Genomic DNA, 23589 nt, shown 5'->3' with positions numbered 1-23589 from the left:
CCAACGGCGGCGACGAAACGTCGTGTTGGGATCATGCCTGTCGCGACGCGCGCGGTCCGGCGCCGTTGCCTGCGCTTGCCGAGCTCGCCGGACGGGAGGAGGCTCGACAGGAGGAGAGGCTCCTCGCGGCCCGCTTCCGACCGGGTCGCGGCCCTTCGAAGGAGGTCATCATGGGAACCGCGGCAGACCCCGCCTTCGACAGAGAGACACTGCGCCGGGGCGTGGAGGGACAGAGCCCGGACCTGCTGCTCTCGCTCTACGCGGACGACGCGGAGTTCCGCATCGTCGACCGCACGACCCAGCCCAGCCACCCCAAGGTCCTGCACGGCCGGGACGAGATCAGCCGGATGCTGGAGGACGTCTACAGCCGCGACATGTCGCACACACTGGAGCGGTGCGTCATCCAGGGCGACGAGGCCGCGTACAGCGAGAGCTGCGAGTACGCGGACGGTGTGCGCGTCCTGTCCGAGTCCATGATCTCGCTGAAGGACGGCAAGATCGCCGAGCAGACCCTGGTCCAGGCCTGGGACGAGGAGTAGGGGGAACCAGGCCGACGAGCCCCGCAGGGGGCTCGGTTAAGGTGGGGCCGGGCCGTGACTGGCGCTGAGGTGGAGCACCACCGGGGAGCGGCTCCGCAGGAGTCGATGCCGTGCGCCTGGGCGAAGCAGCACACCAGCCCAGGAGTGGATCATGTCGCAGGCACGGCTCATGGACGGAACCTCGCTCGCTCGGCGGATACTGGAGGAGACCGGCAAGCGCGCGGCCGGTCTCACCGAACGGACAGGCACGGCACCGTGCCTCGCGACGGTTCTGGTCGGCGAGGACCCGGCGTCCGTCACGTACGTCCGGATGAAGCAGAACCGCTGCCGCAAGGCAGGCATCACCTCCCGGCACGTGGCGCTGCCCGCCACCACGACCACCGAGGAGCTCGTCGGCACGCTCGAGGCGCTCTCCGCCGACCCCGGCGTGCACGGGATCCTCCTCCAGCACCCGATGGGCGAGCACATCGACGAGCGGGCCGCGTTCGAGGCGATCGCGCCCGGCAAGGACGTCGACGGCGTCACCTTCGCCTCCTTCGCGACGATGAGCTTCGGCCTGCCGGGCTTCGTGTCCTGCACGCCCGGCGGGATCATGCGGCTGCTCGACGAGTACGGCGTCGACCCGGCCGGCAAGCGGGCCGTGGTCGTGGGACGCAGCGCCATCCTCGGCAAGCCGGCCGGCATGCTGCTGCTCGCCCGGGACGCGACGGTCACCTACTGCCACTCGCGCACCCGGGACCTGTCGGCGGCCGTGCGGGAGGCGGACATCGTGGTGGCCGCGGTGGGACGGCCCCGGCTGATCCACGGCCAGGACGTCAAGCCCGGCGCCGTCGTGATCGACGCCGGGTACAACCCCGGCAACATCGGCGACGTCGACTTCGACTCCGCCGCGGAGCGGGCCTCGCTGATCACGCCGGTGCCGGGCGGCGTCGGCCCGATGACCATCGCCACGCTGCTGGAGCAGACCGTGGACGCCGCCGCCCGGCAGCTCGGCGCGGCCGGGGTCTGATCAGCGCATCCACGCGCTGTACGACATCACGTCGCCCTTCTTGACGCCGTACTCGGGCTCGGCGGTGCTGAAGGTGCTCTCCAGGCCGAGGACGGCTCCGGTGACCGGGTCCATGATCAGCATGCGGCGGGCGCCGGGGCCGTCGTACACGTACGCCTGACCGCGTCGCCCGAGGCGGTCGGTCACCTGGCCGACGGGCCGCAGCCCCTCGGTGCCGGCCAGGAGGCGGGCGAGTGTCGCGGTCTCCCGGGCGCCGAGGGTCCAGTGGTCGAGCAGCACCTCGACCGCGTCCAGCAGTTGGGGCGTGGTCAGGGGAGTGTCCGAGTACTGGGCCTCCGTCAGATAGGCGCGCAGCCGGTCGGGGGCGTGCGGCGGCGGGGACTGGGGCGGGGCGTCACTCCAGCTCGGCGGATACGTCTGGTCGCTGAGGACGTGCCCGTCGTCGACGAGGTGCGGCTCGCCGCCCTCGCCGGAGAGGACCGGGCGACCCGGATGCCTGGGGTCGGTCGCCACGACCAGTTCCGTGTGGCTTCCGTCGGCCCGCCAGCGCACGATGCGCTCCTCGGGGACGGTGATCGGGGGCTTGTCGTCCGACATGCCCATGCTCCAGGTCTGCACGTGCGTGCCCTTGCGCAGGCGGGGCGAGCCGTCGGCTGCGGCCTGTTCGGCGCGCTCCGCCAGCCGGTCCAGGGGCAGCGGTGTGGAGCCGGTCTGCACGACCAGCGGACGCGGCGCGGCGACCGCCGGTGTGGTGTTCGGGCCGCTCAGTACGAGGGTCAGCGCGAGGGCGGCGACCACCGCCGTCGCGACGAGCCCCCAGGCCAGCCGGGGCCGTCCGGCGCCCGGCAGCAGCCGGTCCCGCAGACCGCCGGAGGGCCGCTCCCGCAGCAGCCGCTCCAGCCGGCGCTCAGCGCCGTGGTCCAGGGGGCCGTCGCCGAAGTGGGGGCCGTCGGACGGCACCGGGTTGGCACCACGCAGCAGTTCGAGTTCGTCAGCCATGGCCGTGTTCCTTAGGGGCGGTCACGTGGGTGGCGGTCAGGGGGCGCGGGGCGCGGGCGTGGCCGCCGGTCGGGGGCGTAGGCAGGGAGCGTGCGTCGCGGCCGAGCCCGGTGCTGGTGACGGGACCGGAGGGAACGCCGGTGACGGGCGGCCCGGAGAGCACGTCAGTCATCGCCGGTCCCCCTCGCGCAGTGAGTGCCCGGTGTCCGCCGTCACCGCGGGACGCATGCGGTCGATCTCGGCTCTGAGGCGGCGGCGGGCCCGGTGCAGCCGCATCGTGGCGGCTCGCCTGCCGCAGCCGAGGGCGACCGCGACCTCCTCTATGCCGAGTTCCTCCCAGGCCGTCAGGCGCAGCACCTCCTGGTCGGACGCGGAGAGCCGGGCGAGTGCCTCGTGCACCCAGGCGCCGGGGGTCTCGGTCTCGGGGCCTTCCGCGATGTGCCGTCCGTGGGCGGTGTCGTCGTTGCCGAGCCGGTCGACGAGCCGGCGGCGGCGTCCGTGGCCGCGCACCGTGTTGGCCAGGCAGTTGCGTGCCACGCCGTACAGCCAGGGCAGCGGGGAGGAGGGCAGGTCGGCCCGGCGCCGCCAGGCGACCGTGAACACCTCCGCCACCACTTCCTCCACCTCGCCGGCCCGCCCGTCCAGTCGCCGCGCGACATAGCGGCTGACCGCCCAGTAGTGCTCGCGATAGGCAGCGGCGAAGATCTCGTCGTTGCTCATGTCCCGTTCGTGTCCGGCACCTTCCCGATCGTCACACCCGATTCTCGTGATGCTCGTCGCGTCCATGAAGTGTGACGTCCGGGCGGGGCTCGGACACAGGCGGAGCATGAGGCACCTGAAGTGGCTGACGACCACGGATCACAAGACGATCGGCACGCTGTACCTGGTGACGTCGTTCGCGTTCTTCGTCATCGGTGGCGTGATGGCGCTGTTCATGCGCGCCGAGCTCGCCCGGCCTGGTCTGCAGATCATGTCGAACGAGCAGTTCAACCAGGCGTTCACGATGCACGGCACGATCATGCTGCTGATGTTCGCGACGCCGCTGTTCGCCGGCTTCGCGAACTGGATCATGCCGCTGCAGATCGGCGCGCCGGACGTGGCGTTCCCCCGGCTGAACATGTTCGCCTACTGGCTGTACCTGTTCGGCTCGCTCATCGCGGTGGGCGGCTTCCTCACCCCGCAGGGCGCGGCCGACTTCGGCTGGTTCGCCTACAGCCCGCTCTCGGACGCGGTCCGCTCGCCGGGCATCGGCGCCGACATGTGGATCATGGGTCTGGCCTTCTCCGGCTTCGGCACCATCCTCGGCTCGGTCAACTTCATCACCACGATCATCTGCATGCGCGCCCCGGGCATGACGATGTTCCGCATGCCGATCTTCACCTGGAACGTGCTGCTGACCGGTGTGCTGGTCCTGCTGGCCTTCCCGGTACTGGCCGCGGCCCTGTTCGCCCTGGAGGCGGACCGCAAGTTCGGTGCCCACATCTTCGACTCCGCCAACGGCGGGGCGCTGCTGTGGCAACACCTCTTCTGGTTCTTCGGCCATCCAGAGGTGTACATCATCGCGCTGCCGTTCTTCGGGATCATCTCCGAGGTCATCCCGGTCTTCTCCCGTAAGCCGATGTTCGGTTACCAGGGTCTGATCGGCGCCACCATCGCGATCGCGGGTCTGTCCGTGACGGTGTGGGCGCACCACATGTACGTCACCGGCGGTGTGCTGCTGCCGTTCTTCTCCTTCATGACCTTCCTGATCGCGGTCCCGACCGGTGTGAAGTTCTTCAACTGGATCGGCACCATGTGGAAGGGCTCGCTGTCCTTCGAAACACCGATGCTCTGGGCGACCGGCTTCCTCATCACGTTCGTGTTCGGCGGGCTCACGGGCGTGCTGCTGGCCTCGCCGCCGATCGACTTCCACGTCTCCGACTCGTACTTCGTGGTGGCGCACTTCCACTACGTCATCTTCGGGACGGTCGTGTTCGCGATGTTCTCCGGCTTCCACTTCTGGTGGCCGAAGTTCACCGGCAAGATGCTGGACGAGCGCCTCGGCAAGATCACCTTCTGGACGCTGTTCACCGGCTTCCACGGCACGTTCCTGGTCCAGCACTGGCTGGGCGCGGAGGGCATGCAGCGGCGGATCCCCGACTACCTGGCGGTGGAGGGCCTGACGACGCTCAACACGGTGTCGACGATCAGCTCGTTCCTGCTCGGCATGTCGATGCTGCCGTTCTTCTACAACGTCTGGAAGACGGCGAAGTACGGCGAGCGGGTCACGGCCGACGACCCGTGGGGCTACGGCCGTTCCCTGGAGTGGGCCACCTCCTGCCCGCCGCCCCGCCACAACTTCGTCGCGCTCCCCCGGATCCGCAGCGAGTCCCCGGCGTTCGACCTGCACCACGCGGACGTCGCGGCGGCGGACAGGGAGCTGACGCTCCGATGACCGCCATGGAAGGTCTGCCCGTGGATCTGCGGGCGTTCCACAACGAGGTCGAGGGCCATCTGCTCGCCGCCGCCGCACACGAGGAGGCTCGCGCGGCCGCCGCGCGCTTCGCCGCCCGGCTCGAACGGCTGCCGGAGGCCGGACGGGAGGAGGTTGAGCGGCTGTTCGCGGCGGAGCACCTCGCCCTCGCCCAGGCTTCGTGGCACCGCACGGCGCGGCGCGGGCAGGAGCTGCGGGGCGAGTACGAGGAGGTGTACCGCAGGCTCCGCGCACGGCTGCTGGCCGGTCTGCTGCTGGGATGCGCGCTGCTGGTGGCGGTGAATCTCGTGGTGCTGGTGTCGGTCTAGCGGTGTCAGGCCTCGCTGTCGGCTGGTGTCCTCAAAACCTCGATCAGGCTGGCGTAACTGTCCTGTCCGTGACCGGCGGCGGCGGCCTTCTCCATGGCGGTCTTGAGGAGCTCGGGCAGCGCGTTGTCGATGCCACGGGCCGCCGCCGCGTGGATGAGGTGGTCGATGGCCGCGATCTGCACGTGGACGGTGGCGTCGTCCCCCGGGTAGCGGCCGGCGTCCACCTGGGGCGCGTACGTGGTGAGGAAGCGCGTCACCGTGCTCAGCCAGCGGATCGCGACCGGGGTGAAGGCGGTGGCCGGTGTCCGCTCGGCGCCGACCAGCGCGGTGCCGTGCAGCCAGCCGGTCATGGTGGACCACATCAGGCCGAGCAGGGCGGCGTCGTAGAGGGAGGCGAGGCCGGGGTCGGTGCCCAGGTGGAGGGGGTCGCCGAGAGTCGCCAGGGTGGAGCGGTGGGCGTCGAAGACCTCCTGGTAGCCGCTGTAGAGGAACATCATGGCGGGGTCGCCGACGCCGGGCGGGGTGGTCATGATGGCGCCGTCGAGGTAGCCGGCCCCGTGGGAGTCGGCCCACTTGACCGCCTCCTGGGCCTGTTCGGGGGACCCGGAGGTGAGGTTGACCAGGGTTCTGCCCGCCAGTTCGCCGGTGGCCGGGTCGAGGGCGGTGTACAGCGCCTCGTAGTCCAGGACGCAGGCGATGGTCAGCGGTGAGGCGGCGATCGCCTCCTGGGGTGTGCGGGCCAGGCGGGCACCCCGGTCGACCAGGGGGCGGGCCTTGTCCGGGGACCGGTTCCACACAGTGGTCGGGTGGCCCCGGTCCAGCAGGGCGGCGGCCAGTGCCGAGCCCATCGAGCCCAGTCCGACGACGGTGACCGGCCGGTGTTCTGCGTTCATTCCCAACTCCTCGGTATCTGCTGCCAGATGACGCGTGATCACGTACGGACACGCTCGCAGGGCACGAAGATCGGGAACAGTGACAGCGGTGACGGCCTCCACCAAATTCCTGCCATTAGGCTGCGGAGCATGAGTGCCGGTTCTGTCGCCGTGGTCGTGACCGAGGAGATCGGGGTCCCCTCGTGGGATCTGTACGAACTGAGCATCCCGTGCACCGTGTTCGGCAAGCCGCAGCCCGATCTGGCCGACCCCTGGTACGACCTGCGGCTGTGCGGGACCGGGGCCGGGGCGGAGGAGGGGGACGGTGCGGCGGGCGGCCACGGGCTGAGCCTGCGCACCCGCTACGGACTGGACGACCTGGTCGGTGCCGACACGGTGATCGTGCCCTCCGTGCCCGACCCGTGCGTCGAGGAGGGCAGGCCGCTGCCGCGGGAGCTGATCGAGGCGCTGCGCCGGGCTCATGAAGCGGGCACCCGCATGGTCTCCCTGTGCACGGGCGCCTTCGCGCTGGCCGAGGCGGGGCTGCTCGACGGACGGCGTGCCACCGCCCACTGGATGCACACCGCACAACTGGCCGAGCGTTACCCGAAGGTGCAGGTGGACGCGTCGGTGCTGTACGTGGACGACGGCGACGTGCTCACCAGCGCGGGACTGACCGCCGGACTGGACCTGTGTCTGCACCTGGTGCGGCGCGATCTCGGGGCGCACGTCGCCAACCAGCTCGCGCGCCGCATGGTGGTGCCCGCCCACCGGCCGGGCGGGCAGGCGCAGTTCATCGAGCTGCCGGTGCCGGCCGGCGACGACGAGGGGCTGGCGCCCGTCCTCGAATGGGCGAGGGCCAACCTGGACCGGCCGCTGACCGTCGCCGACCTGGCGCGGCGGGCCGCGATGAGTCCGCGTACCTTCTACCGGCGGCTCCAGGCCGTCACCGGGACGACCCCGCTCCAGTGGCTGCTCGACCAGCGGCTCGGGCGCGCGCGGTCACTGCTGGAGTCGACGGACCTGCCGATCGAGAAGGTCGGGGAGCTGAGCGGCCTCGGCACGGCCAACAATCTCCGCCACCACTTCCTGAGGCACCTCGGGGTGTCGCCCGGCGACTACCGGCGGGCCTTTCCCGGGGCCCCGGCGACCGGGCGTGGACGTACGCGGGTCTGAGTCAGGTCTGCGGACTCCAGCCCGGGGGCCGCAGGATCCCCAGCAACTGCCGGACCAGTTCGTCGACGACCTCGTCCAGTGTCGCGTCGACCCAGCCGGCGCTCCAGTCGTGCAGCAGACCGTTGACGCTGCCGATGAAACCCGTCGCCGCGAGGCGGTAGTCGCGCGGTGCCGCCTCACCGCGCGCGGCGGCCGCCCGGGCCTCGGCGCAGATGAGGTCGACCCAGCCGGCCCGGCGGGCGAGCCGCTGCTCCTCCAGGCGCGGGCTGACGCCGATGATCTCGACGAAGGTGATGCGGATCCGGCGTGGATCGGCGGCGAGGTTCCCGGCGTAGGCGCGGAAGATCGCGGTCGCGCGCTCGACGAGCGGCAGGTCCGCCGCCTCGGCCGCCGCCTCCACCACGGCCGCCTCGGCCCAGTCGTTGACCTGGAGGTGCAGGGCCGCGAGGACGTCCTCCAGGGTCCGGAACTCCTCGTAGAACTGACGGGTGGACAGGCCGGCCGCCTCGCTGAGCGCCGCGACGGTGGTGGCGCGGAAGCCTGGGGTGTCGCCGAACAACCGGAGCGCGGCGTCCAGGAACCGCCGGCGCCGCTCGGCCTGCCGCTCCTCGGCGGTCTTGCCGCCGTAGCGGCCGGTCGGCGCTCTGAGTCTGCCCGGCACCGGCTCTCCCTTCATCCGCTCGGACACCCATCTTCGCTCGCACGCGATTTTGTCGTGGCCGCGGTCTTGTGAAGAAGGCCGCCCCTTCCTTACTTTGCAGTAAGTTGACTCTGAAAGTACGTGTGTTCAGATTCCTCACCCCCACCCGCAGAGGAGGGATCAGCCATGCCCGTCTTCCGACGACGGCACCTGTGCTCCCTGACCGCCACCCTCGCCCTGACCGCCACCGTTCCCGCGACCGCCGCCCACGCGGACGCCCCCGGAGCCTCCGCCGCGCTGCGCCAAGTGCTGTTCGTGGGCAACAACTGGGACGGCACCGCCGAAGTCATCAAGTCCACCGGCGACTTCGCGAGGATCGGCCGGATCAACGTCATCCCCGACAAGGACGAGCGGATGGCGGAGATCAACGCCGATCCGATCAGATGGATCGCCTTCATGACGATCCGCAACAGCGTCGGCGAGGGGCACGACCAGTTCGTCGACGACATGTACTCCACGCCGGACGGGAAGTCGGTGGTCGTCTCCCGGCCCAGCTTCGCCGACGTCGTCTCGATCGACCTGGCCTCCGGGCGGACCAACTGGCGCTTCCCAGTGTCCGGTTTCCGCGCCGACCACATGGCCGTCTCCCCCGACGGCAAGCGGGTCGCGGTGTCGGCCTCGACCGGCAACACCGTGCACGTCCTGGACATCGAGACCGGCAAGCAGCTCGGCAAGGCCGCCACCGGCGCCAAGCCGCACGAGAACATCTTCACCAAGGACGGCAAGTACATCTACAACATGTCGATCGGCGAGGTGAACACGCAGACCGACGCGCCCTGGCTGGACTGGACGAAGGGCGACCGGCGCATCACCGTCATCGACGCGACCACGTACCAGCAGATCAAGGTCATCGACATGCGCTCGCGCCTGGACGCGATCGGCCTGAAGGACTTCTCCGACGCGGTCCGGCCCGCCGTGTTCTCGCCGGACGAGTCGAAGCTGTACTTCCAGGTGTCGTTCTTCAACGGCTTCTTCGAGTACGACCTGGCCTCCGACAAGATCACCCGTACGAAGACCCTGCCGAAGAACCCGGCGACCAGCGACGACCGCACCACCTTCGTCAACGACTCACGCCACCACGGCCTCTCGATGAGCCCGGACGGCAAGAAGCTGTGCGTCGCGGGGACCATGGACGACTACGCCACGGTCGTCGACCGCGGCACCCTCCAGGAGGGCCCGCTCGTCACCGCCGCCAAGCCCTACTGGGCGACGGTCAGCGGTGACGGCAGGAGTTGTGTCGTCTCCGAGAGCGGCTCCGACCAGGTCACGGCGATCGACTTCGCCACCGGGAAGAAGGTCGCGTCCGTGCCGGTCGGGGACCACCCGCAGCGTGTCCGGCTCGGTCATGTGGAGGCCGGCTGGACGAGCCCGTCCGCTAGTTGACCTCCTTCGCGGTCCATGCCGCCAGCTCGGAGCGGGCCGCGTTCAGCAGATCCGCCGAGGGAGCCGTCGCCCCGTTGGTCACCAGCGCGTAGTGCAGGACGCCCGAGTCCGGCGCGGTGAGCAGCAGGCGGCGGCTTCCCGTGCCGCCGGGCTCCTGGGCCACGCCGACCGGGGTCGTCGAGGTGTACGCGGGCGGGGCGTGGGACGTGCCCAGGTCGGAGACGACGGTGGTGGACGCGGTCGGGAAGCTCGCCGGCAGGTGCAGTTCGGTGGGTGCCCGGCCGCCGTCCGAACGCCACAGCAGCAGCCCGTACTGCCCCGAGCCCACCAGCCGCTTCACGTTCGGCAGTGAGTCCGGCACCGGGTTCCAGGTCAGGGTCGTCGAGCCGTCCCGGGAGCGGTCCTCGTAGGTGAAGCCGACGGTCTCCCCGGCCGTGGCGCTCGGGTAGAGGCGGTCCAGGAGCCGGGCGTCCTGGCGCAGCACCGGCTTGCCCGAGTCGTCGAGGCGTACGGCGGACAGGTCCTCGTCGTTCCAGGCGTCACCGGCGGTGAGCACCTTGTCGGGGTTGCCGTTCATCAGCTCGCGGTGCCGGCCGTTGTAGATGTCCCACTGCCATTGCGAGCCGGAGAGCACCGGTCCCGAGGCCGCCGGGTCGGACCACCAGTCGGCGCCCTTCAGGCGGGAGTCGAGGGCCTGGTACATCGCCTTGAGGACGGTCGGCGCCTTGTCGGAGACGTTGCCCGCCAGGGGATGCCCGAACTCGCTGACCACGGCGGCGGTCTGCGCGGCGGCCGCCCGGTCGCGGACCGTGCGGAAGTCGCCCGCGTACTGGCCGTCGGCCGCCTTGCCCCACATGAAGACGCCGGAGATGGCCTTCTGGTCGTAGAAGTGGGTGTTGAAGACGTAGCGGGGTCCGAGCTTGCCCGCGTCGAGCAGGCCGCCCTCCTGCTTCTGGAAGTCGAGGTTGGCGTTCCAGAAGAGGTTCGGCTCCACGAAGGCCGGCTTGTCCCGCCAGCCGGCCGCGTCCATACGGGCCCGGAACCTCTCGAAGAACGGCCACAGCACGTCCTTCTCCCAGGCGCGGCTGGTCTGCCCGGAGTCGTAGACGCCGGCATGCGGCTCGTTGTAGGGGTCGAAGCCGACGACGCCCTTGAACTGGTCGGCGCTCAGGTGCTGTCGGACGTACGCCATGGTCTTCTCGGCGGTGGCGAGGAAGGCGTCCTGCACGCCGTGCGCGTTGTGCCAGAAGTCGTACGTGGCACGCTTCACGGCCTCGTTCTGGGTGATGTTCTGCCCCCAGAAGAGGCAGATCCCGCAGGACTCGTCGGGGTAGTTCCCGGCGTCCACCGCCCACTTGGGCGCGCCGTCGCCCGTGTACCAGCTGTCGGAGTCGAAGAGGTGCCGGGAGTAGAGGTCCTGGTGGAAGTCGGGGTAGACGCGGATGCCTGCGTCGAGGAAGGCCTTCATCTGGGCGGTGGCCGCGGCCAGATAGGCGGTGTCCACCTTGCCGCGCTCGGGCTCGGCGTAGGCCCAGGAGAGCAGGAAGCGGACGGTGTTGCCGCCGCCGAGGGCGCGCAGCGCGGTCGCCGACTCGCGGGCGTCGGCGACGGAGGCGAAGGGCAGGCCCTTGTTCTCCGCGAGCTTGGTCTCGCCGGAGACGTTGTAGCCGCGCAGGACGACCTCGCGGCCGGAGGCGTCGGTGAACCGGCCGTTCTTCACGGTGACGGCCGGGTCGTCGAACCAGAGGGAGCCGGGAGGGGGCGCGGCGATGGCGGGCGGGACGCCCGCCACCGACAGGGAGCCGAAGAGGACAGCCAGGACAACCAGCAGACGTACTCGGATAGTCGGCATGTCCACTACAGTCCGGTGATATCAGGACACCGTCAACACCCCTGACTCTGGAGTAAGTTCCCTCTCGGCCAGCGCCCACACCTCAACCACCCACTCTTCGTGTCACGTTCAACAAGTACTCCTTCCTGTTCAGCGGGTTGTGGTCGGTGCGCGGACGCTCGGGAATCGTGCCGTGCGTGACTGGCGCATAGTGGTCGAAGACGCTCTCCAGTTCTCCCTCACCGCGGGTCAGTCCCGGCAGCAGTTGTCCGAGGGCGTGCACCCGGGCCGCCGGCACGGTGCCTTCGAGGACGCAGAGGTCGCCCCGGTTGCGCGTCGCCTCCGGCACGGCCGCGAGCCCGGCGAGGACCGGCAGCAGGGCGCCGAGGGTGTCGGCCGGGACCTCGACACGGAAGCGGTGCATCGGCTCGTGGACCCGTGTCCCGGCCCGCCGCAGCGCCTCGACGAGCACCAGCGGGGTGACGCCGCGGAAGTCGGCTCCGGTGCTCGACATGCTCTTGTCGAAGCCCTGGTGGGCGTGGCTCTGGCGGGGTGAGTAGCCGCTGTGGGTCATCGTGACGGTGCAGTCGGGGACCTGCCAGCCGTACAGCCCCTGGTCGAGGGTCTCGCGCACGGTGTCCTCGACGGCCTTGAAGAAGGCGTACGGCATGGACCCGAGCTCCACCTCCAGCCGGAAGCCGACGCCCGAGCCGACCGGTGCCGGTTCGACGCGCAGCCCGACCGTCGCGAGGAACGGGTTCGGGTCCTGCTTGTTGAACTCCACGGCGTGCCCGGTGCCGACGAGCCGTTCGACGCACAGCGGGGTGGTCTCGCGGAAGGTGACGTGGAGACCGTACTCGTCGGCGAGCGTGGCCTGGACGACCTCCTTCTGCACCTCGCCGTAGAGGGAGACGGAGGTCTCCTGCCGGCGTTCGTCCTGGCGCAGGCCGATCAGCGGGTCCTGTTCGGCGAGCTGGGTGAGCGCGAGGTGCAGTGCGCCTCGGTTCACACCGGGCCCCGGGACGACGACCGTCTCCAGGGTGGGCGGGGCGAAGAAGTGCTCGTACGCCTTGCGGGGTTCGCCGATCGCGTCGCCGATCCTGATGTCGCCGAGGCCCCACAGCCGGGCGATCTGCCCGGCGGCGACGGCGTCCGCACGGGTGTCCGTGCCGTGGCCGAAGACGCTGATCCCGGTGATCCGGCCCTCGGTGCCGTCCGCTCCGCAGGGGATCCGGTCGCGGGTGCGCAGCGTGCCGGAGTACATCCGGGCGTAGGCGACCTTCTCCCCCGCCGGGCCGCGCTCGACCTTGAACACGGTGCCGGAGACCGGCCCGTCCGTGTCCCCGTCGGCGGCCGGCAGCAGTTCCTCGATGCCGGACAGGAGCGCGTCCACGCCCGCGCCCGTGGCGGCGGAGCCGAAATAGACCGGGTGGACCAGGGCCTCCTGGGTCTGCGCGACGAGGGACCTGCGCAGGAGGGCGTCCGTGACAGCGTTCTCGACGTAGGCGGACAGCAGGGTGTCGTCGTGGTCGGCCAGGACGTCGAGGGCGGCGGCCGGGCCGGGTCCCGGGACGAAGCGGGCCGCGCGCGTGCCGAGGCCGGTGGCGGTTCCCATCGGCACGATCGCGGGTGTCAGGCGGGCCGCGACCGACCGCAGCACCTCCTCGTCCCGCGCCCCGCGCCGGTCGATCTTGTTGACGAAGAGCAGGGTCGGGATGCGCAGCCGCTGGAGCGTCCGCATCAGCACCCGCGTCTGCGCCTGCACGCCTTCGACTGCGGAGATCACGAGGACGGCGCCGTCCAGCACGCCGAGCACGCGCTCCACCTCGGCGATGAAGTCCGGGTGACCGGGTGTGTCGATGAGGTTGACCGTCACACCGTCGAGCGGGAACGAGACGACGGCGGACTTGATGGTGATGCCACGCTGCCGCTCCAGCGCGAGGGTGTCGGTACGGGTGTTCCCGTCGTCGACGCGGCCGACCTCGTCGATCACCCCGGCCGAATGGAGCAGCCGCTCGGTCAGGCTGGTCTTACCTGCGTCGACATGGGCGAGAATTCCAAGGTTGAGCAACTGCACGAAGCGTCATGTCCTTCGGAGAGAGAGCCGTTCCTGTCTGGGGGGACATGGACGCAGGGCGCATCTGTTGCTCCTCGGTACTCGATGACGTCGTGGACCCGAGCAGTGCAGCAGACCGGCCCGGTGGGCCACAACGGAATTAACCGCCGACGGGGTACCCGTGGGGTGTCTGGAAGGAGCCGGTCGTGCGTGACATCCTCCCGGTGCTCGGCCGCTGGTACGCGGCCGGGCTCCCGTTCGGCCTGGCGACCGTCGTCGAGGTCAGCCGCAGCACGCCGCGCGATCCGGGCGCGGCGATGGCGGTGGGTCCGGACGGGGAAGTCGTGGGCAGTGTGTCCGGGGGCTGTGTCGAGGGCGCGGTGTTCGAGCTGGCGCAAGAGGTCGTGGCGAGCGGCGAGGCCCGGCTGGAGACCTTCGGCTACAGCGACGAGGACGCCTTCGCCGTCGGCCTGACCTGCGGCGGTGAGATCACGCTGCTGGTGCGTCCCGTGACACCCGAGCTGGATCCCGCCTTCGGCTCGGTCGTGGACTGCGTCGCGGCCGGAGAACCGGTGACCACGGCGACGGTGACCGACGGCCCGGCCCCGCGCGGGGCGACGCTCGCCGTCCGGCCGGACCGGGTGTCGGGCACGCTGGGCACGAGCGGCCTGGACGCGGCCGTCACCGCCGACGCGCGCGGCGAGCTCGCTCTCGGTGCCACCGGGCTGCGGCACTACGGGCCGCGGGGGCAGCGCCGCGAGGACTCCGTCAGCGTGTTCCTCCAGTCCTTCGCACCGCCGCCGCGGATGCTGGTCTTCGGCGCGATCGACTACGCGGCGGCCGTCGCCCGCATCGGGGACTTCCTCGGCTACCGGGTCACGGTCTGCGACGCCCGCCCCGCCTTCGCCACGCCCCGGCGCTTCCCCGAGGGCGTCGAGGTGGTCGCCGAATGGCCGCACCGCTACCTGAGGGACACGGACACCGACGAGCGCACGGTCGTCTGCGTCCTCACGCACGACCCCAAGTTCGACGTGCCGCTGCTCCGGGAGGCACTGCGCCGGCCCGCCGCCTACATCGGGGCGATGGGCAGCCGCCGTACCCACGCCGACCGGGCGAAACGGCTGGCCGAGGCCGGGCTCACCGAGCGGGAGCTGTCCCGGCTGCGCTCACCGGTCGGTCTCGACCTCGGGGCCCGTACGCCCGAGGAGGTGGCGGTGTCCGTCGCCGCCGAGATCGTCGCGCTGCGGTGGGGCGGCACGGGGGCTCCGCTGACCGCCACGGAGGGTGCGGTGCATCCGCCCCGGCCCCGGTGAGTCAGGGCCGGGGGCCGTCGTCGGCGGGCCGTCGGCCCCAGGCGGAGATCATCGGTGAGGTGGCGAGGTCGAGGCGCCCGGCCTCGACGTCGGCGAGGTGCCGCTCGATCTCCTCGTCCGTGGCGAGGCCCTCGGCGACCAGCTTGTCCCGCACCTGCCGGACGGTGGCAGCCTCCAGGACGTCGCACGCGGGCGAGGTGACCGGGAAGTACCCGTCGGCCTCGACGTCGGCGAGTCCGGCCTCGCGCAGCAGCCGGGGCAGCCTGCGTCCGTAGGAGAGGTCGGCGCCGCGCTGCCGCAGCAGCTCGCGGAAGCCGGTGCGGAGCCGGTTGGCCAGCTCCTGCTCGGGGCCGTACTCGTCGGGGCAGATCAGCGGCTGGAGCGCGGGATCGGCGTCCTCCACCAGCAGCCGGCCGCCGGGGCGCAGGGCCTGGATCATGGTGCGCAGCGCGGCGTCGCGCTCGGTCACGTGGACCAGGACGAGGCGGGCGTGGACCAGGTCGAAGGGTCCGGCCGGGGGTTCGTCGCGGCCGACGTCGTGGCGGAGCACCTCGACTCCGTCGGGGGCGGCCGCCTCGGTCCAGGACACGTCGATGTCGGTGGCGAGCACCCGCCCGCGCGGCCCGACGCGCTCGCGGAGCCACGCGGCGACGCCCGGCCCGCCTGCCCCGACCTCCCAGCACCGCCACCCCTCGGCGACACCGACCGTCTCGAAGTGCCGGAACGTCGAGGCGTCGAAGAGGGCGCCCAGCGCGTCGAAGCGCGTACCGGCCTCGGCCTGCCGGTTGTCCAGGAGGTATCCGTCGTCCCGCGCCATGCGCCGATCATGACATGGCGGTTCTGTAAGCGGCCGGACAACCCCTAGCCGGGCGTGCGGGGCGGCAGCCGGTGCAGTTCCACGTCGGTGAGACGGCCGTCGGCGACGGTGGCGGTCATGTACGTGCAGTGGGGCTGGCGGCGGCGGTCCGTCGGGGAGCCCGGGTTGAGCAGGCGCAGGCCGGTGGGGGCCGTGGTGTCCCAGGGGATGTGGCTGTGCCCGAAGACCAGCACGTCGAGGCCGGGGAAGCGGGCTGCGCAGCGCTTCTCCCGGCCCTGCGCGGGGCCCGTCTCGTGGACCACGCCGAAGCGCAGCCCGCCCAGCTCCGCGTACGCCACCTCCGGCAGCCGGGCGCGCAGATCCGGTCCGTCGTTGTTGCCGTACACGCCGACGAGCCTGCGGCAGCGGTCCTCCAGCAGGTCGAGGGTGGCCGTGTCGACCCAGTCGCCGGCGTGGAACACGACGTCGGCGTGCGGGAGTTCGGCCAGCAGGGGGGCGGGCAGGGCCTTGGCCCGTTTGGGCAGGTGAGTATCGGACATGAGAAGCAGGCGCACATTCTCACCCTAGAGGCTTCCGGCCGCCCCGCCCGGGAACCCGGTCGATCTTCAAACAGGCGGAGAGCGCAGCTCAGTTGCCCCTGGCCGGAGATGATCACGGCCCGGTCTCGAAAGGTGAGGCGGCATCGCCGACCGGGTTAGCATCGGGCAACACGCAGTACAACTGGACGTCTACGGCAAGCGACCCGAAGGGGCCCGGAAACCCGATGCCGGTCAAGGTCAGCGTCATCGTCCCCGTCTACAACCCGGGGATCTACATCGAGGACTGCATCGCCTCGCTCCAGAGGCAGTCGTTGCCTCCCGAAGAGTACGAGGTGATCTTCGTCGACGACGGCTCGACCGACGAGACGCCGGCCCGGCTCGACGCGCTCGCCGCCGAGGACCCCCGGATGAAGGTCATCCACCAGGAGAACTCCGGCTGGTCGGGCAAGCCCCGCAATGTCGGCATCGAGGCCTCCCGCGGCGCGTTCGTCATGTTCGTCGACAACGACGACTACCTGGGCGACGAGGCCCTGGAGCGAATGTACGACTACGGCGTGGCCAACGGTGCCGATGTCGTCGTCGGCAAGATGGCCGGCAAGGGCCGCGGCGTGCCGGTGGAACTGTTCCGCCGCAACCACCCGCACGCCACCGTCGAGAACGCCCCGCTCATCGACAGCCTCACCCCGCACAAGATGTTCCGCCGCGCCTTCCTGGACCGCATCGGCCTGCGCTTCCCCGAGGGCAGAAGGCGCCTGGAGGACCACGTCTTCATCGCCGAGGCGTATCTGCGCGCGGAGAACGTCTCCGTGCTCAGCGACTACGTCTGCTACTACCACCTCCGGCGGGAGGACGGCTCCAACGCCGGTTTCGAACGCTTCGATCCGGTCGGCTACTTCAAGAACCTCCGTGAGGCCCTCGACGTCGTCGAGCGGTACACCGAGCCCGGACCGGTGCGTGACAAGCTCTTCCGGCGCTGGCTGCGCGTGGAGATGGTCGAGCGGCTGCGAGCCCGGCGCTTCCTCAAGCTGCCGGACGACTACCGCAGGGAGCTGTTCGCCGAGATCCACGAGGTCGTCGTCGAGCGGTTCGGTCCCGGCGTCGCGGCCGGGCTCCAGCCGACGCAGCAGGTCGTCGCCGCACTGACCGCGGCCGACCGGTACGACGACGTCGTCTCCTTCGCCCAGTGGGAGGCCGGTGTCGCGCCCAAGGCGGCCCCCGGGCACGTGGAGTGGAGGGACGGCTCCCTCAGCGTCGGCTTCACGGCCGAGTACACCTCCGGCGGGGAGCCGGTGACCTTCCCGGCCGACGCCGAGGCGACGCCGCTGGACGACGCGCCCAAGGATGTGTCCGAGGCGGTGGAGTGGGTGGCCGCGCAGACCGCCGCGCGCTTCGGCCAGGCCACCGCGGACCTGCTGCTGCGGGAGCGGTCCAGCGCCGCGCAGTACTTCATGCCCGTGCGGTTCACCCGCGAGACCGTGCCCGTCGGGGACGGCGGGGAGGTCCGGCTGGTGCTGCGGGCGACCGCCACCGTCGACCCGGCCGACCTGCCGAAGGACGGCGTCTGGGACGCGCTCGTCCGGGTCAAACTGGGCGGCTGGACCAAGGAGTGCCGGCTGGGCCCGGCGCCACGGGAGAGCCGGCCCACGCCGGACGTGGGGGTCGTCGGGGGTCGGCCGGTGCTGCCGTACTGGACGGATCCGCACGGCAACCTCTCCCTGGAGCTCGGAGTGCGTGGCAAGCGGCTCGGGCTGGGCCGCGTGCAGCAGTCCGGCGTCACCGTCTCCGGCGACCACGTCCGTGCGCTGCTTCCGGTGTACGTCCCCGGCGAGACCGAAGTGCGGCTGCGGTTCGTCTCCGCCCAGCAGATCCTCGAGGCGCCCGGCACGCTCTCCCCCGCCACGGACGGGACGGGGGCCGTGCTGGCGGCGGCCCTGCCCGTGGAGAATTTCGCGCGCGGCGTCTGGCGGGTGGCCCTGTGCCTGGCCCCGGACGCCGCCCGGCCGCTGTACACCGGGCTGCCGTTCGCGCTGCGCTCGGCGGGCGGGCGTGTGCAGGTGGCGCCGGTGCCGCAGCCCGGCCTGGCGCTGCGGGTGGCGCGGCGTGCGCGACGCGCGGTCGGTACCGTGCGTCGGAAGGTTTCCCGCATCAGGATCGGAGGGCAGTGACGGCATGCGACCACTGGGGATAGAGGGTGCCTGGGTGCTGGAGCCCAAGGTCTTCCCGGACGACCGGGGCAGCTTCCACGAGTGGTACCGCAGCTCGGAGTTCCGTGAGGCCACGGGCTACGACCTGTCCCTGGCCCAGGCCAACTGCTCGGTCTCCCGGCGGGGCGTGCTGCGGGGTGTGCACTTCGCGGATGTGCCGCCCAGCCAGGCCAAGTACGTCACCTGTGTGCGCGGTGCCGTCCTCGACGTGGTGATCGACATCCGCGTGGGCTCCCCCACCTACGGGCAGTGGGAAGCGGTACGGCTCGACGACGACACCCGGCACGCGGTGTTCCTCGCGGAGGGACTGGGCCACGCGTTCATGGCCCTGACGGACGACGCGACGGTGGTGTACCTGTGCTCGGCGGGCTACGCCCCGGAACGCGAACACGGCATCCACCCGCTCGACCCGGCCCTGGGCATCGAGTGGCCCGACGGAATCGAACCGCTCCTCTCCCCCAAGGACGAACAGGCCCCGACCCTGGCCGAAGCCGAACGCGAGGGCTTGCTGCCGTCGTATGAGGCTTGCCTGGCGTTTTACGAGGAGCTGCGGGGGCGGCAGCAGGACGGCTGACATCCGCGGCGCTCCCGGCGGAAAGGCCGAGTCACCTCACCCCGGCACGCCGAAGGCCCGGGCGCGCGCAGCGCCCGGGCTCGGATCCGCAAGGCGCCGGAGGCCTCAGCGGCTGACGCCCACCTGTTGCAGGGCCTTGCGCAGGGGCTCCCAGCCGATGGGGCGGGGCAGGCCGCGGTTGCGGGCCTGGACGAGGGGGCGCCAGAAGCCGGCTTCCACGAGGGCCTCGGGGCGCACCGCACCGGCCCGTTCCAGGATCGCCTCGGGGACCTTCTGCGGGTCGGGGATCTTGTACTCGGCCATGATCTCGTCGTACTTGTCGTGCAGGACCCGGTTGTTCGGGTCGGCGCCGAAGACGACGAGCTGGCCGGTCGGGGCGGTGTCCACCTGCACCGTGACCAGGTCGGGGCGGTAACGCGCCAGCACCTCGGTGATCTTGAAGACGTCGCCGGTCCAGGCGTTGGTGTGCCGGTCCCGGGCCGCCTCGTCGATGCTGCGCGGCAGCATGTCGTCGAGGACGATCACGCTGGACCAGTCCGAGTACTTCTCGACGTTCATGAAGTCGCGCAGTGCGAACTCGAACAGGTGCATGCCGTCGATGAACGACAGGTCCAGCGTCGTTTTGCGCCAGTAACCGATCGGGCTGCGGCCGCGGCGCAGGTTGCGCAGCGGGTGACGGCCGCCCTTGAGGTGCTGGAGGGGGTTGTCACGGGCGAAGAAGTCGTCGCTGGTGGCCTTCACCAGGTGGACGTCGCACCTCAGCTCCGACACCACCTTGAAGGCGGGGTCGATCGCGATGCTGGGGACGCGGGACAACGTCAGGCTGCGGCCGTCGTTGACGCCGATCTCCAGGTAGTTGCGATTGGCGCTGACCTTGTGCAGTTCCCGGAGGAACTCATGGCGTTTCACGAAGGGGGACCTTCCTTGCGGATACGGGGCAGTGCTTCGTGCAGGGCGGAGCGCCAGTCGCGCGGCAGCGGCAGGCCGATCTCCTGCCACCGGCGGTGTGCGAGGGCGCTGTACGCCGGGCGGGGCGCGGGCCGGGGGAAGGCCGCGCTGCTGGTGGGGCGGACCCGGTCCGGGTCGGCGCCGATGAGGGAGAACACCTCGCGTGCCAGCTCGTACCAGGTGGCCTCGCCGGAGTCGGTGGCGTGGAAGACGCCGTGCGCGTCGGGGCCGAGCCGTACGCCGAGGTCGGCGATCCGTTCGGCGACGTCCGCGCTCCAGGTGGGCTGCCCGCGCTGGTCGTCGACGACGTCGAGGGTGTCGCGGCGGGCTTCGAGTCCGATCATGGTCCGCACGAAGTTAGTGCCGTGGACCCCGTAGAGCCAAGCCGTGCGCACGATCGCGCTCGCTCCGGGCAGTTCCTCCAGCACGGCCCGCTCCCCGGCCAGTTTGGTGCGGCCGTAGGCGGTGCGCGGGCCCGTCGGGTGGTCCTCCGGGTAGGGGGTCGTGCGGGCCTCGCCGGAGAAGACGTAGTCCGTGGAGACGTGGATCAGGCGGGCGCCGTGCGCGGCGCAGGCCCGGGCGAGCAGGCGCGGTCCGTCCCCGTTGATCTCCAGGGCGCGGGCCTCGTCGCTCTCGGCGTCGTCCACGGCCGTGTATGCGGCGCAGTTCACGACCACGTCGGGCCGGTGGTCGCGCACAGCCGTGTCGACGGCCGCGGGCGCGGTGATGTCCAGGGCCGCACGGTCCAGCCCCACCACCTCCTCGCCGCGCCGGGTGAGCTCCTCGACCACGTCGTGGCCGAGCATTCCGCCCGCCCCGGTGACCAGCCACCTCATGCGCGCTCCTGGGCGACGCGCTGCTTCAGGGGCTCCCACCAGGCGCGGTTGTCGCGGTACCAGGCGACGGTTTCGGCGAGGCCGGTGGTGAAGTCGTGGCGGGGGCTGTAGCCGAGTTCGTCGCGGGCCTTGGACCAGTCGACGGAGTAGCGCAGGTCGTGGCCCTTGCGGTCCTCGACGTACTCCACCCGGTCCCAGTCCGCGCCGCAGGCCTCGAGGAGCAGGCCGGTGAGTTCCTTGTTGGTGAGCTCGGTGCCGCCGCCGATGTTGTAGACCTCGCCGGGCCGGCCCTTGGTGCGGACGAGGTCGATCCCCTGGCAGTGGTCGTCCACGTGCAGCCAGTCCCGGACGTTGCGGCCCTCGCCGTACAGCGGCACCTTGTGTCCGTCGAGGAGGTTGGTGACGAACAGCGGGATGACCTTCTCGGGGAACTGATGCGGGCCGTAGTTGTTGGAGCAGCGGGTGACGCGCACGTCCAGGCCGTGGGTGCGGTGGTAGGCCAGGGCGAGCAGGTCGGAGGAGGCCTTGGAGGCCGAGTACGGGGAGTTGGGTTGCAGGGGGTGGCTCTCCGGCCACGAGCCGGTCTCGATGGAGCCGTAGACCTCGTCGGTGGAGACGTGCACGAAGGGGCCCACGGCGTGGCGCAGGGCGGCGTCCAGCAGGGTCTGGGTGCCCAGCACGTTGGTGCGCACGAAGTCGGCCGCGCCGGTGATCGAGCGGTCGACATGCGACTCGGCGGCGAGGTGCACGACCTGGTCCGCGTCGGCCATGAGCTTGTCGACCAGTTCGGCGTCGCAGATGTCGCCCTGCACGAACTCCAGCCGGGGATGGGCGAGTTCGAGATTGTCGAGGGTGCCGGCGTAGGTGAGCTTGTCCAGCACGGTGATGCGCGGCGCGTCGGGCGCGTCCGAGTCGAGCAGTGCGCGGACGTAACGGGAGCCGATGAACCCGGCTGCGCCGGTGACAAGGAGGTTCATGAAGTGATCTGTACCTTGCTGTGGTCTCCGAGGACGAAGCGGTGGGCGCTGGGGACACTGGGGGCCGGTGTCACCTCGACGTGCCGGCCGATCAGCGAGGCCTCGATCCGGCCGACGCCCTGGATCGAGGAGTCCCGCAGCACGATGGAGAACTCCAGTTCACTGTCGGTGATCCGGCAGTTCTCCGCGATGGAGGTGAAGGGACCCACGTAGGAGTTGCTGATGACGGTTCCGGAACCGATGACGGCGGGGCCGACGATGCGGGAGTTGACGATCCGCGCGCCCTCCTCCACCACCACGCGGCCGATGGTCTCCGACGCGGTGTCCACGTCGCCGTCGATCCGGCGGTCCATGCCCTCGAGAACCATGCGGTTCACCTCGAGCATGTCGCCGACGTTGCCGGTGTCCTTCCAGTAGCCCGTGATGACCGTGGAGCGCACGTCGGCGCGGGAGTCGATCAGGTGCTGGATGGCGTGGGTGATCTCCAGTTCGCCGCGCCAGGACGGTTCGATGGCGCGTACCGCTTCGTGAATCAGGGGGGTGAACAGGTAGACGCCGACCAGCGCCAGATCGCTCTTGGGCCGGTCGGGTTTCTCCTCCAGGCCGATGACCTGGCCGGAGGGATCGAGTTCGGCGACGCCGAAGGCGCGTGGGTCCGCCACGCGCGTGAGCAGGATCTGGGCGTCGGGCCGGTTGCCGCGGAACTCGTCGACGAGTCCGCTGATGCCGCCGACGATGAAGTTGTCGCCGAGGTACATCACGAAGTCGTCGTCGCCGAGGTAGTCCCGGGCGATCAGTACCGCGTGGGCCAGCCCCAGGGGCCGCTCCTGAGGGATGTAGGTGACCTTCAGGCCGAACTGCGACCCGTCGCCCACCGCTTCCTCGATCTCCGCGGCCGTGTCCCCGACGATCATGCCCACGTCGGTGATGCCGGCCTCGGCGATCGACTCCAACCCATAGAAAAGTACGGCCTTGTTGGCCACTGGCACCAGTTGCTTGGCCGACGTGTGTGTGATCGGCCTCAGTCTTGTTCCTGCGCCGCCGGACAGCACGAGAGCCTTCATTCGGTTCACCATAGTCGTGATCCGGCGGATGTGAACATCACTTCTTTTAGTTGTCGATGCGCGGAGTTACGAGCGTCGTCACCGCGCGGCCCCCTGGGGAGCGGTCAGTCCTCGCCCCTGACGATGTTCCAGTCCGGCTCGGAGCGCGCGGTCCGGGTGGTGGCCCGGTCCTCCACGGCGGGGAGGCAGGTCCGCATCGCCGCCTTGCCGCGCAGGCGGCGTGCCTTCGACCAGCCGGTCTCGGGCCGACGGACGACGGGCTTGTCACTGGTCTCCATGGACGTCACGACTCATCATCTTCCTTCTGCGTTCCGCTGCTGTTCGAGTCCCCACGAACAAACCGAACAAACACGAGTCGTGACGTCCCGGCCGCGCTCTGAAGTCCCGTACGCCACAAGGCTGTTGCCCCCACACACGACGGCCCCGCGCACAGTGCGTGCGCGGGACCGTCCGGCCGGGTGCTGTCGTCAGGTGTTGGGACGCGCGGCACTGATGTCGCCCAGCGCCGAGTCCGGATCGCGCTCCATGGCCATGTCACCCAGGGAGACGATGCCCACGGGGTGGCCGTGGTCGACGACCGGGATGCGGCGCACGGAGTGCTCGCGCATCAGCTGCACCGCCTGGTCCAGGCCGTCGTCGGGGCTGACGGTGACCAGGTCGTCACTGCACGCGCCGGCCACGGTGGTCTGCTCCGGGTCGCCGCCCTGACTGATCGACCGGACCACCAGGTCACGGTCGGTGACCACACCGCGCAGGTCGTCGCCGTCCGTCACCAGGACGACGCCGAGGTCCTCGTCGCGCATGATGCGGGCCACCTCGGCGACGGAGGTCTGCGGCTCGACCGTGGCCGGATCGCTGGTCATGATGTCGCGGACATGCTGAGCCATGACGTTCCACTTCCTTCGGCTCGGGTTCTCCGTCTTGCGCCGCCCGGGTACCCGGCGAACCGGCCCGGTCACCAGATGATCGTG

The 23589-nt window shown here is 70.9% G+C and carries 24 protein-coding genes and 1 riboswitch; of the genes, 9 read left to right on the top strand and 15 right to left on the bottom strand.

Going from position 1 to position 23589, the window contains the following annotated elements; translation table 11 throughout:
• The first annotated feature begins 170 nt into the window (after positions 1-170).
• Positions 171-539, top strand: coding sequence for a nuclear transport factor 2 family protein (locus CP976_RS39365; RefSeq protein ID WP_150484636.1), 369 nt, complete (start codon positions 171-173; stop codon positions 537-539).
• 44 nt (positions 540-583) lie between these two features.
• Positions 584-668, top strand: a riboswitch (ZMP/ZTP riboswitch).
• 22 nt (positions 669-690) lie between these two features.
• Positions 691-1548 (top strand): bifunctional 5,10-methylenetetrahydrofolate dehydrogenase/5,10-methenyltetrahydrofolate cyclohydrolase, encoded by an 858-nt coding sequence (locus CP976_RS39360; protein WP_150484635.1) that lies wholly within the window; start codon positions 691-693, stop codon positions 1546-1548.
• Here CP976_RS39360 and CP976_RS39355 read toward each other — a convergent pair whose 3' ends face one another.
• The 3 genes from CP976_RS39355 to CP976_RS39345 are packed head-to-tail and all read right to left on the bottom strand — an operon-like array spanning position 1549 to position 3267.
• On the bottom strand, positions 1549-2547 hold the full coding sequence (locus tag CP976_RS39355; RefSeq protein WP_150484634.1) for a CU044_5270 family protein: 999 nt from the start codon (positions 2545-2547) through the stop codon (positions 1549-1551).
• A complete protein-coding gene (locus tag CP976_RS39350) occupies positions 2540-2719 on the bottom strand; it encodes a hypothetical protein (protein ID WP_150484633.1) in 180 nt (59 codons plus the stop codon). Before CP976_RS39350 ends, CP976_RS39355 begins: the two co-directional genes overlap by 8 nt.
• On the bottom strand, positions 2716-3267 hold the full coding sequence (locus CP976_RS39345; protein WP_150484632.1) for an RNA polymerase sigma factor: 552 nt from the start codon (positions 3265-3267) through the stop codon (positions 2716-2718). Before CP976_RS39345 ends, CP976_RS39350 begins: the two co-directional genes overlap by 4 nt.
• A gap of 106 nt (positions 3268-3373) precedes the next feature.
• Here CP976_RS39345 and ctaD point away from each other — a divergent pair, with 106 nt between their 5' ends.
• Together ctaD and CP976_RS39335 are read left to right on the top strand one after the other, a co-directional pair.
• Complete coding sequence (gene ctaD / locus CP976_RS39340; protein ID WP_150484631.1) at positions 3374-4981, top strand: aa3-type cytochrome oxidase subunit I; 1608 nt, start codon at positions 3374-3376, stop codon at positions 4979-4981.
• Entirely contained in the window at positions 4978-5328 is a 351-nt protein-coding gene (locus CP976_RS39335; protein ID WP_150484630.1) for a hypothetical protein, read from the top strand. The genes ctaD and CP976_RS39335 overlap by 4 nt, the downstream gene beginning before the upstream one ends.
• 5 nt (positions 5329-5333) lie before the next feature.
• Here the strand turns inward: CP976_RS39335 and CP976_RS39330 are convergent, their stop codons facing one another.
• Positions 5334-6221 (bottom strand): NAD(P)-dependent oxidoreductase, encoded by an 888-nt coding sequence (locus CP976_RS39330; RefSeq protein WP_150484629.1) that lies wholly within the window; start codon positions 6219-6221, stop codon positions 5334-5336.
• Positions 6222-6371: 150 nt separating this feature from the next.
• Between CP976_RS39330 and CP976_RS39325 the strand changes: the two genes are divergently transcribed.
• Positions 6372-7376: a GlxA family transcriptional regulator gene (locus CP976_RS39325; RefSeq protein ID WP_425282102.1), complete on the top strand. Its 1005-nt coding sequence runs from the start codon at positions 6372-6374 to the stop codon at positions 7374-7376.
• 1 nt (position 7377) lies between these two features.
• On the opposite strand, the gene CP976_RS39320 is transcribed toward CP976_RS39325, so the two are convergent.
• Complete coding sequence (locus tag CP976_RS39320) at positions 7378-8037, bottom strand: TetR/AcrR family transcriptional regulator (protein ID WP_150484627.1); 660 nt, start codon at positions 8035-8037, stop codon at positions 7378-7380.
• Between the two features lie 165 nt (positions 8038-8202).
• Between CP976_RS39320 and CP976_RS39315 the strand changes: the two genes are divergently transcribed.
• A complete protein-coding gene (locus CP976_RS39315) occupies positions 8203-9459 on the top strand; it encodes a YncE family protein (RefSeq protein ID WP_150484626.1) in 1257 nt (418 codons plus the stop codon).
• On the opposite strand, the gene CP976_RS39310 is transcribed toward CP976_RS39315, so the two are convergent.
• Both CP976_RS39310 and CP976_RS39305 read right to left on the bottom strand, forming a co-directional pair.
• Positions 9452-11311 carry a cellulase family glycosylhydrolase gene (locus CP976_RS39310; RefSeq protein WP_150484625.1) on the bottom strand — a complete coding sequence of 620 codons (1860 nt, stop codon included), beginning with the start codon at positions 11309-11311 and terminating at the stop codon, positions 9452-9454. The genes CP976_RS39315 and CP976_RS39310 overlap by 8 nt on opposite strands.
• Positions 11312-11393: 82 nt before the next feature.
• Positions 11394-13367, bottom strand: a complete 1974-nt coding sequence (locus CP976_RS39305; protein ID WP_150484624.1) for an elongation factor G — start codon at positions 13365-13367, stop codon at positions 11394-11396.
• A 185-nt stretch (positions 13368-13552) separates the two neighbouring features.
• Between CP976_RS39305 and CP976_RS39300 the strand changes: the two genes are divergently transcribed.
• On the top strand, positions 13553-14659 hold the full coding sequence (locus tag CP976_RS39300; protein WP_150484623.1) for an XdhC family protein: 1107 nt from the start codon (positions 13553-13555) through the stop codon (positions 14657-14659).
• Between the two features lies 1 nt (position 14660).
• Here CP976_RS39300 and CP976_RS39295 read toward each other — a convergent pair whose 3' ends face one another.
• Both CP976_RS39295 and CP976_RS39290 read right to left on the bottom strand, forming a co-directional pair.
• A complete protein-coding gene (locus CP976_RS39295) occupies positions 14661-15476 on the bottom strand; it encodes a methyltransferase domain-containing protein (protein ID WP_150484622.1) in 816 nt (271 codons plus the stop codon).
• Positions 15477-15520: 44 nt separating this feature from the next.
• Positions 15521-16030, bottom strand: a complete 510-nt coding sequence (locus CP976_RS39290; protein WP_150484621.1) for a metallophosphoesterase family protein — start codon at positions 16028-16030, stop codon at positions 15521-15523.
• A gap of 209 nt (positions 16031-16239) precedes the next feature.
• Here CP976_RS39290 and CP976_RS39285 point away from each other — a divergent pair, with 209 nt between their 5' ends.
• Both CP976_RS39285 and rfbC read left to right on the top strand, forming a co-directional pair.
• The gene (locus CP976_RS39285) at positions 16240-18180 is read left to right on the top strand and encodes a glycosyltransferase family 2 protein (RefSeq protein ID WP_150484620.1); all 1941 of its coding nucleotides are present in this window, start codon (positions 16240-16242) and stop codon (positions 18178-18180) included.
• A gap of 4 nt (positions 18181-18184) precedes the next feature.
• Entirely contained in the window at positions 18185-18793 is a 609-nt protein-coding gene (gene rfbC, locus CP976_RS39280; RefSeq protein ID WP_150484619.1) for a dTDP-4-dehydrorhamnose 3,5-epimerase, read from the top strand.
• 105 nt (positions 18794-18898) lie between these two features.
• Here the strand turns inward: rfbC and CP976_RS39275 are convergent, their stop codons facing one another.
• From CP976_RS39275 to CP976_RS39250, 6 genes are all read right to left on the bottom strand, one after another.
• Positions 18899-19702, bottom strand: coding sequence for a class I SAM-dependent methyltransferase (locus tag CP976_RS39275; protein WP_150484618.1), 804 nt, complete (start codon positions 19700-19702; stop codon positions 18899-18901).
• Positions 19699-20577, bottom strand: a complete 879-nt coding sequence (rfbD, locus tag CP976_RS39270) for a dTDP-4-dehydrorhamnose reductase (RefSeq protein ID WP_150484617.1) — start codon at positions 20575-20577, stop codon at positions 19699-19701. Before rfbD ends, CP976_RS39275 begins: the two co-directional genes overlap by 4 nt.
• Entirely contained in the window at positions 20574-21554 is a 981-nt protein-coding gene (gene rfbB / locus CP976_RS39265) for a dTDP-glucose 4,6-dehydratase (RefSeq protein WP_150484616.1), read from the bottom strand. The genes rfbD and rfbB overlap by 4 nt, the downstream gene beginning before the upstream one ends.
• Positions 21551-22618, bottom strand: coding sequence for a glucose-1-phosphate thymidylyltransferase (locus tag CP976_RS39260; RefSeq protein ID WP_150484615.1), 1068 nt, complete (start codon positions 22616-22618; stop codon positions 21551-21553). The genes rfbB and CP976_RS39260 overlap by 4 nt, the downstream gene beginning before the upstream one ends.
• A gap of 104 nt (positions 22619-22722) precedes the next feature.
• Positions 22723-22905, bottom strand: coding sequence for a hypothetical protein (locus tag CP976_RS39255; protein WP_150484614.1), 183 nt, complete (start codon positions 22903-22905; stop codon positions 22723-22725).
• 180 nt (positions 22906-23085) lie between these two features.
• Positions 23086-23505, bottom strand: a complete 420-nt coding sequence (locus tag CP976_RS39250) for a CBS domain-containing protein (protein ID WP_150484613.1) — start codon at positions 23503-23505, stop codon at positions 23086-23088.
• Positions 23506-23589: the final 84 nt, after the last annotated feature.

The organism is Streptomyces coeruleorubidus, from assembly GCF_008705135.1.
In the GTDB taxonomy this organism is placed as follows: Bacteria; Actinomycetota; Actinomycetes; order Streptomycetales; family Streptomycetaceae; genus Streptomyces; species Streptomyces coeruleofuscus.
Note: the sequence above shows the minus strand (reverse complement) of the source record. Positions and strands in the feature narration are given on the sequence as shown.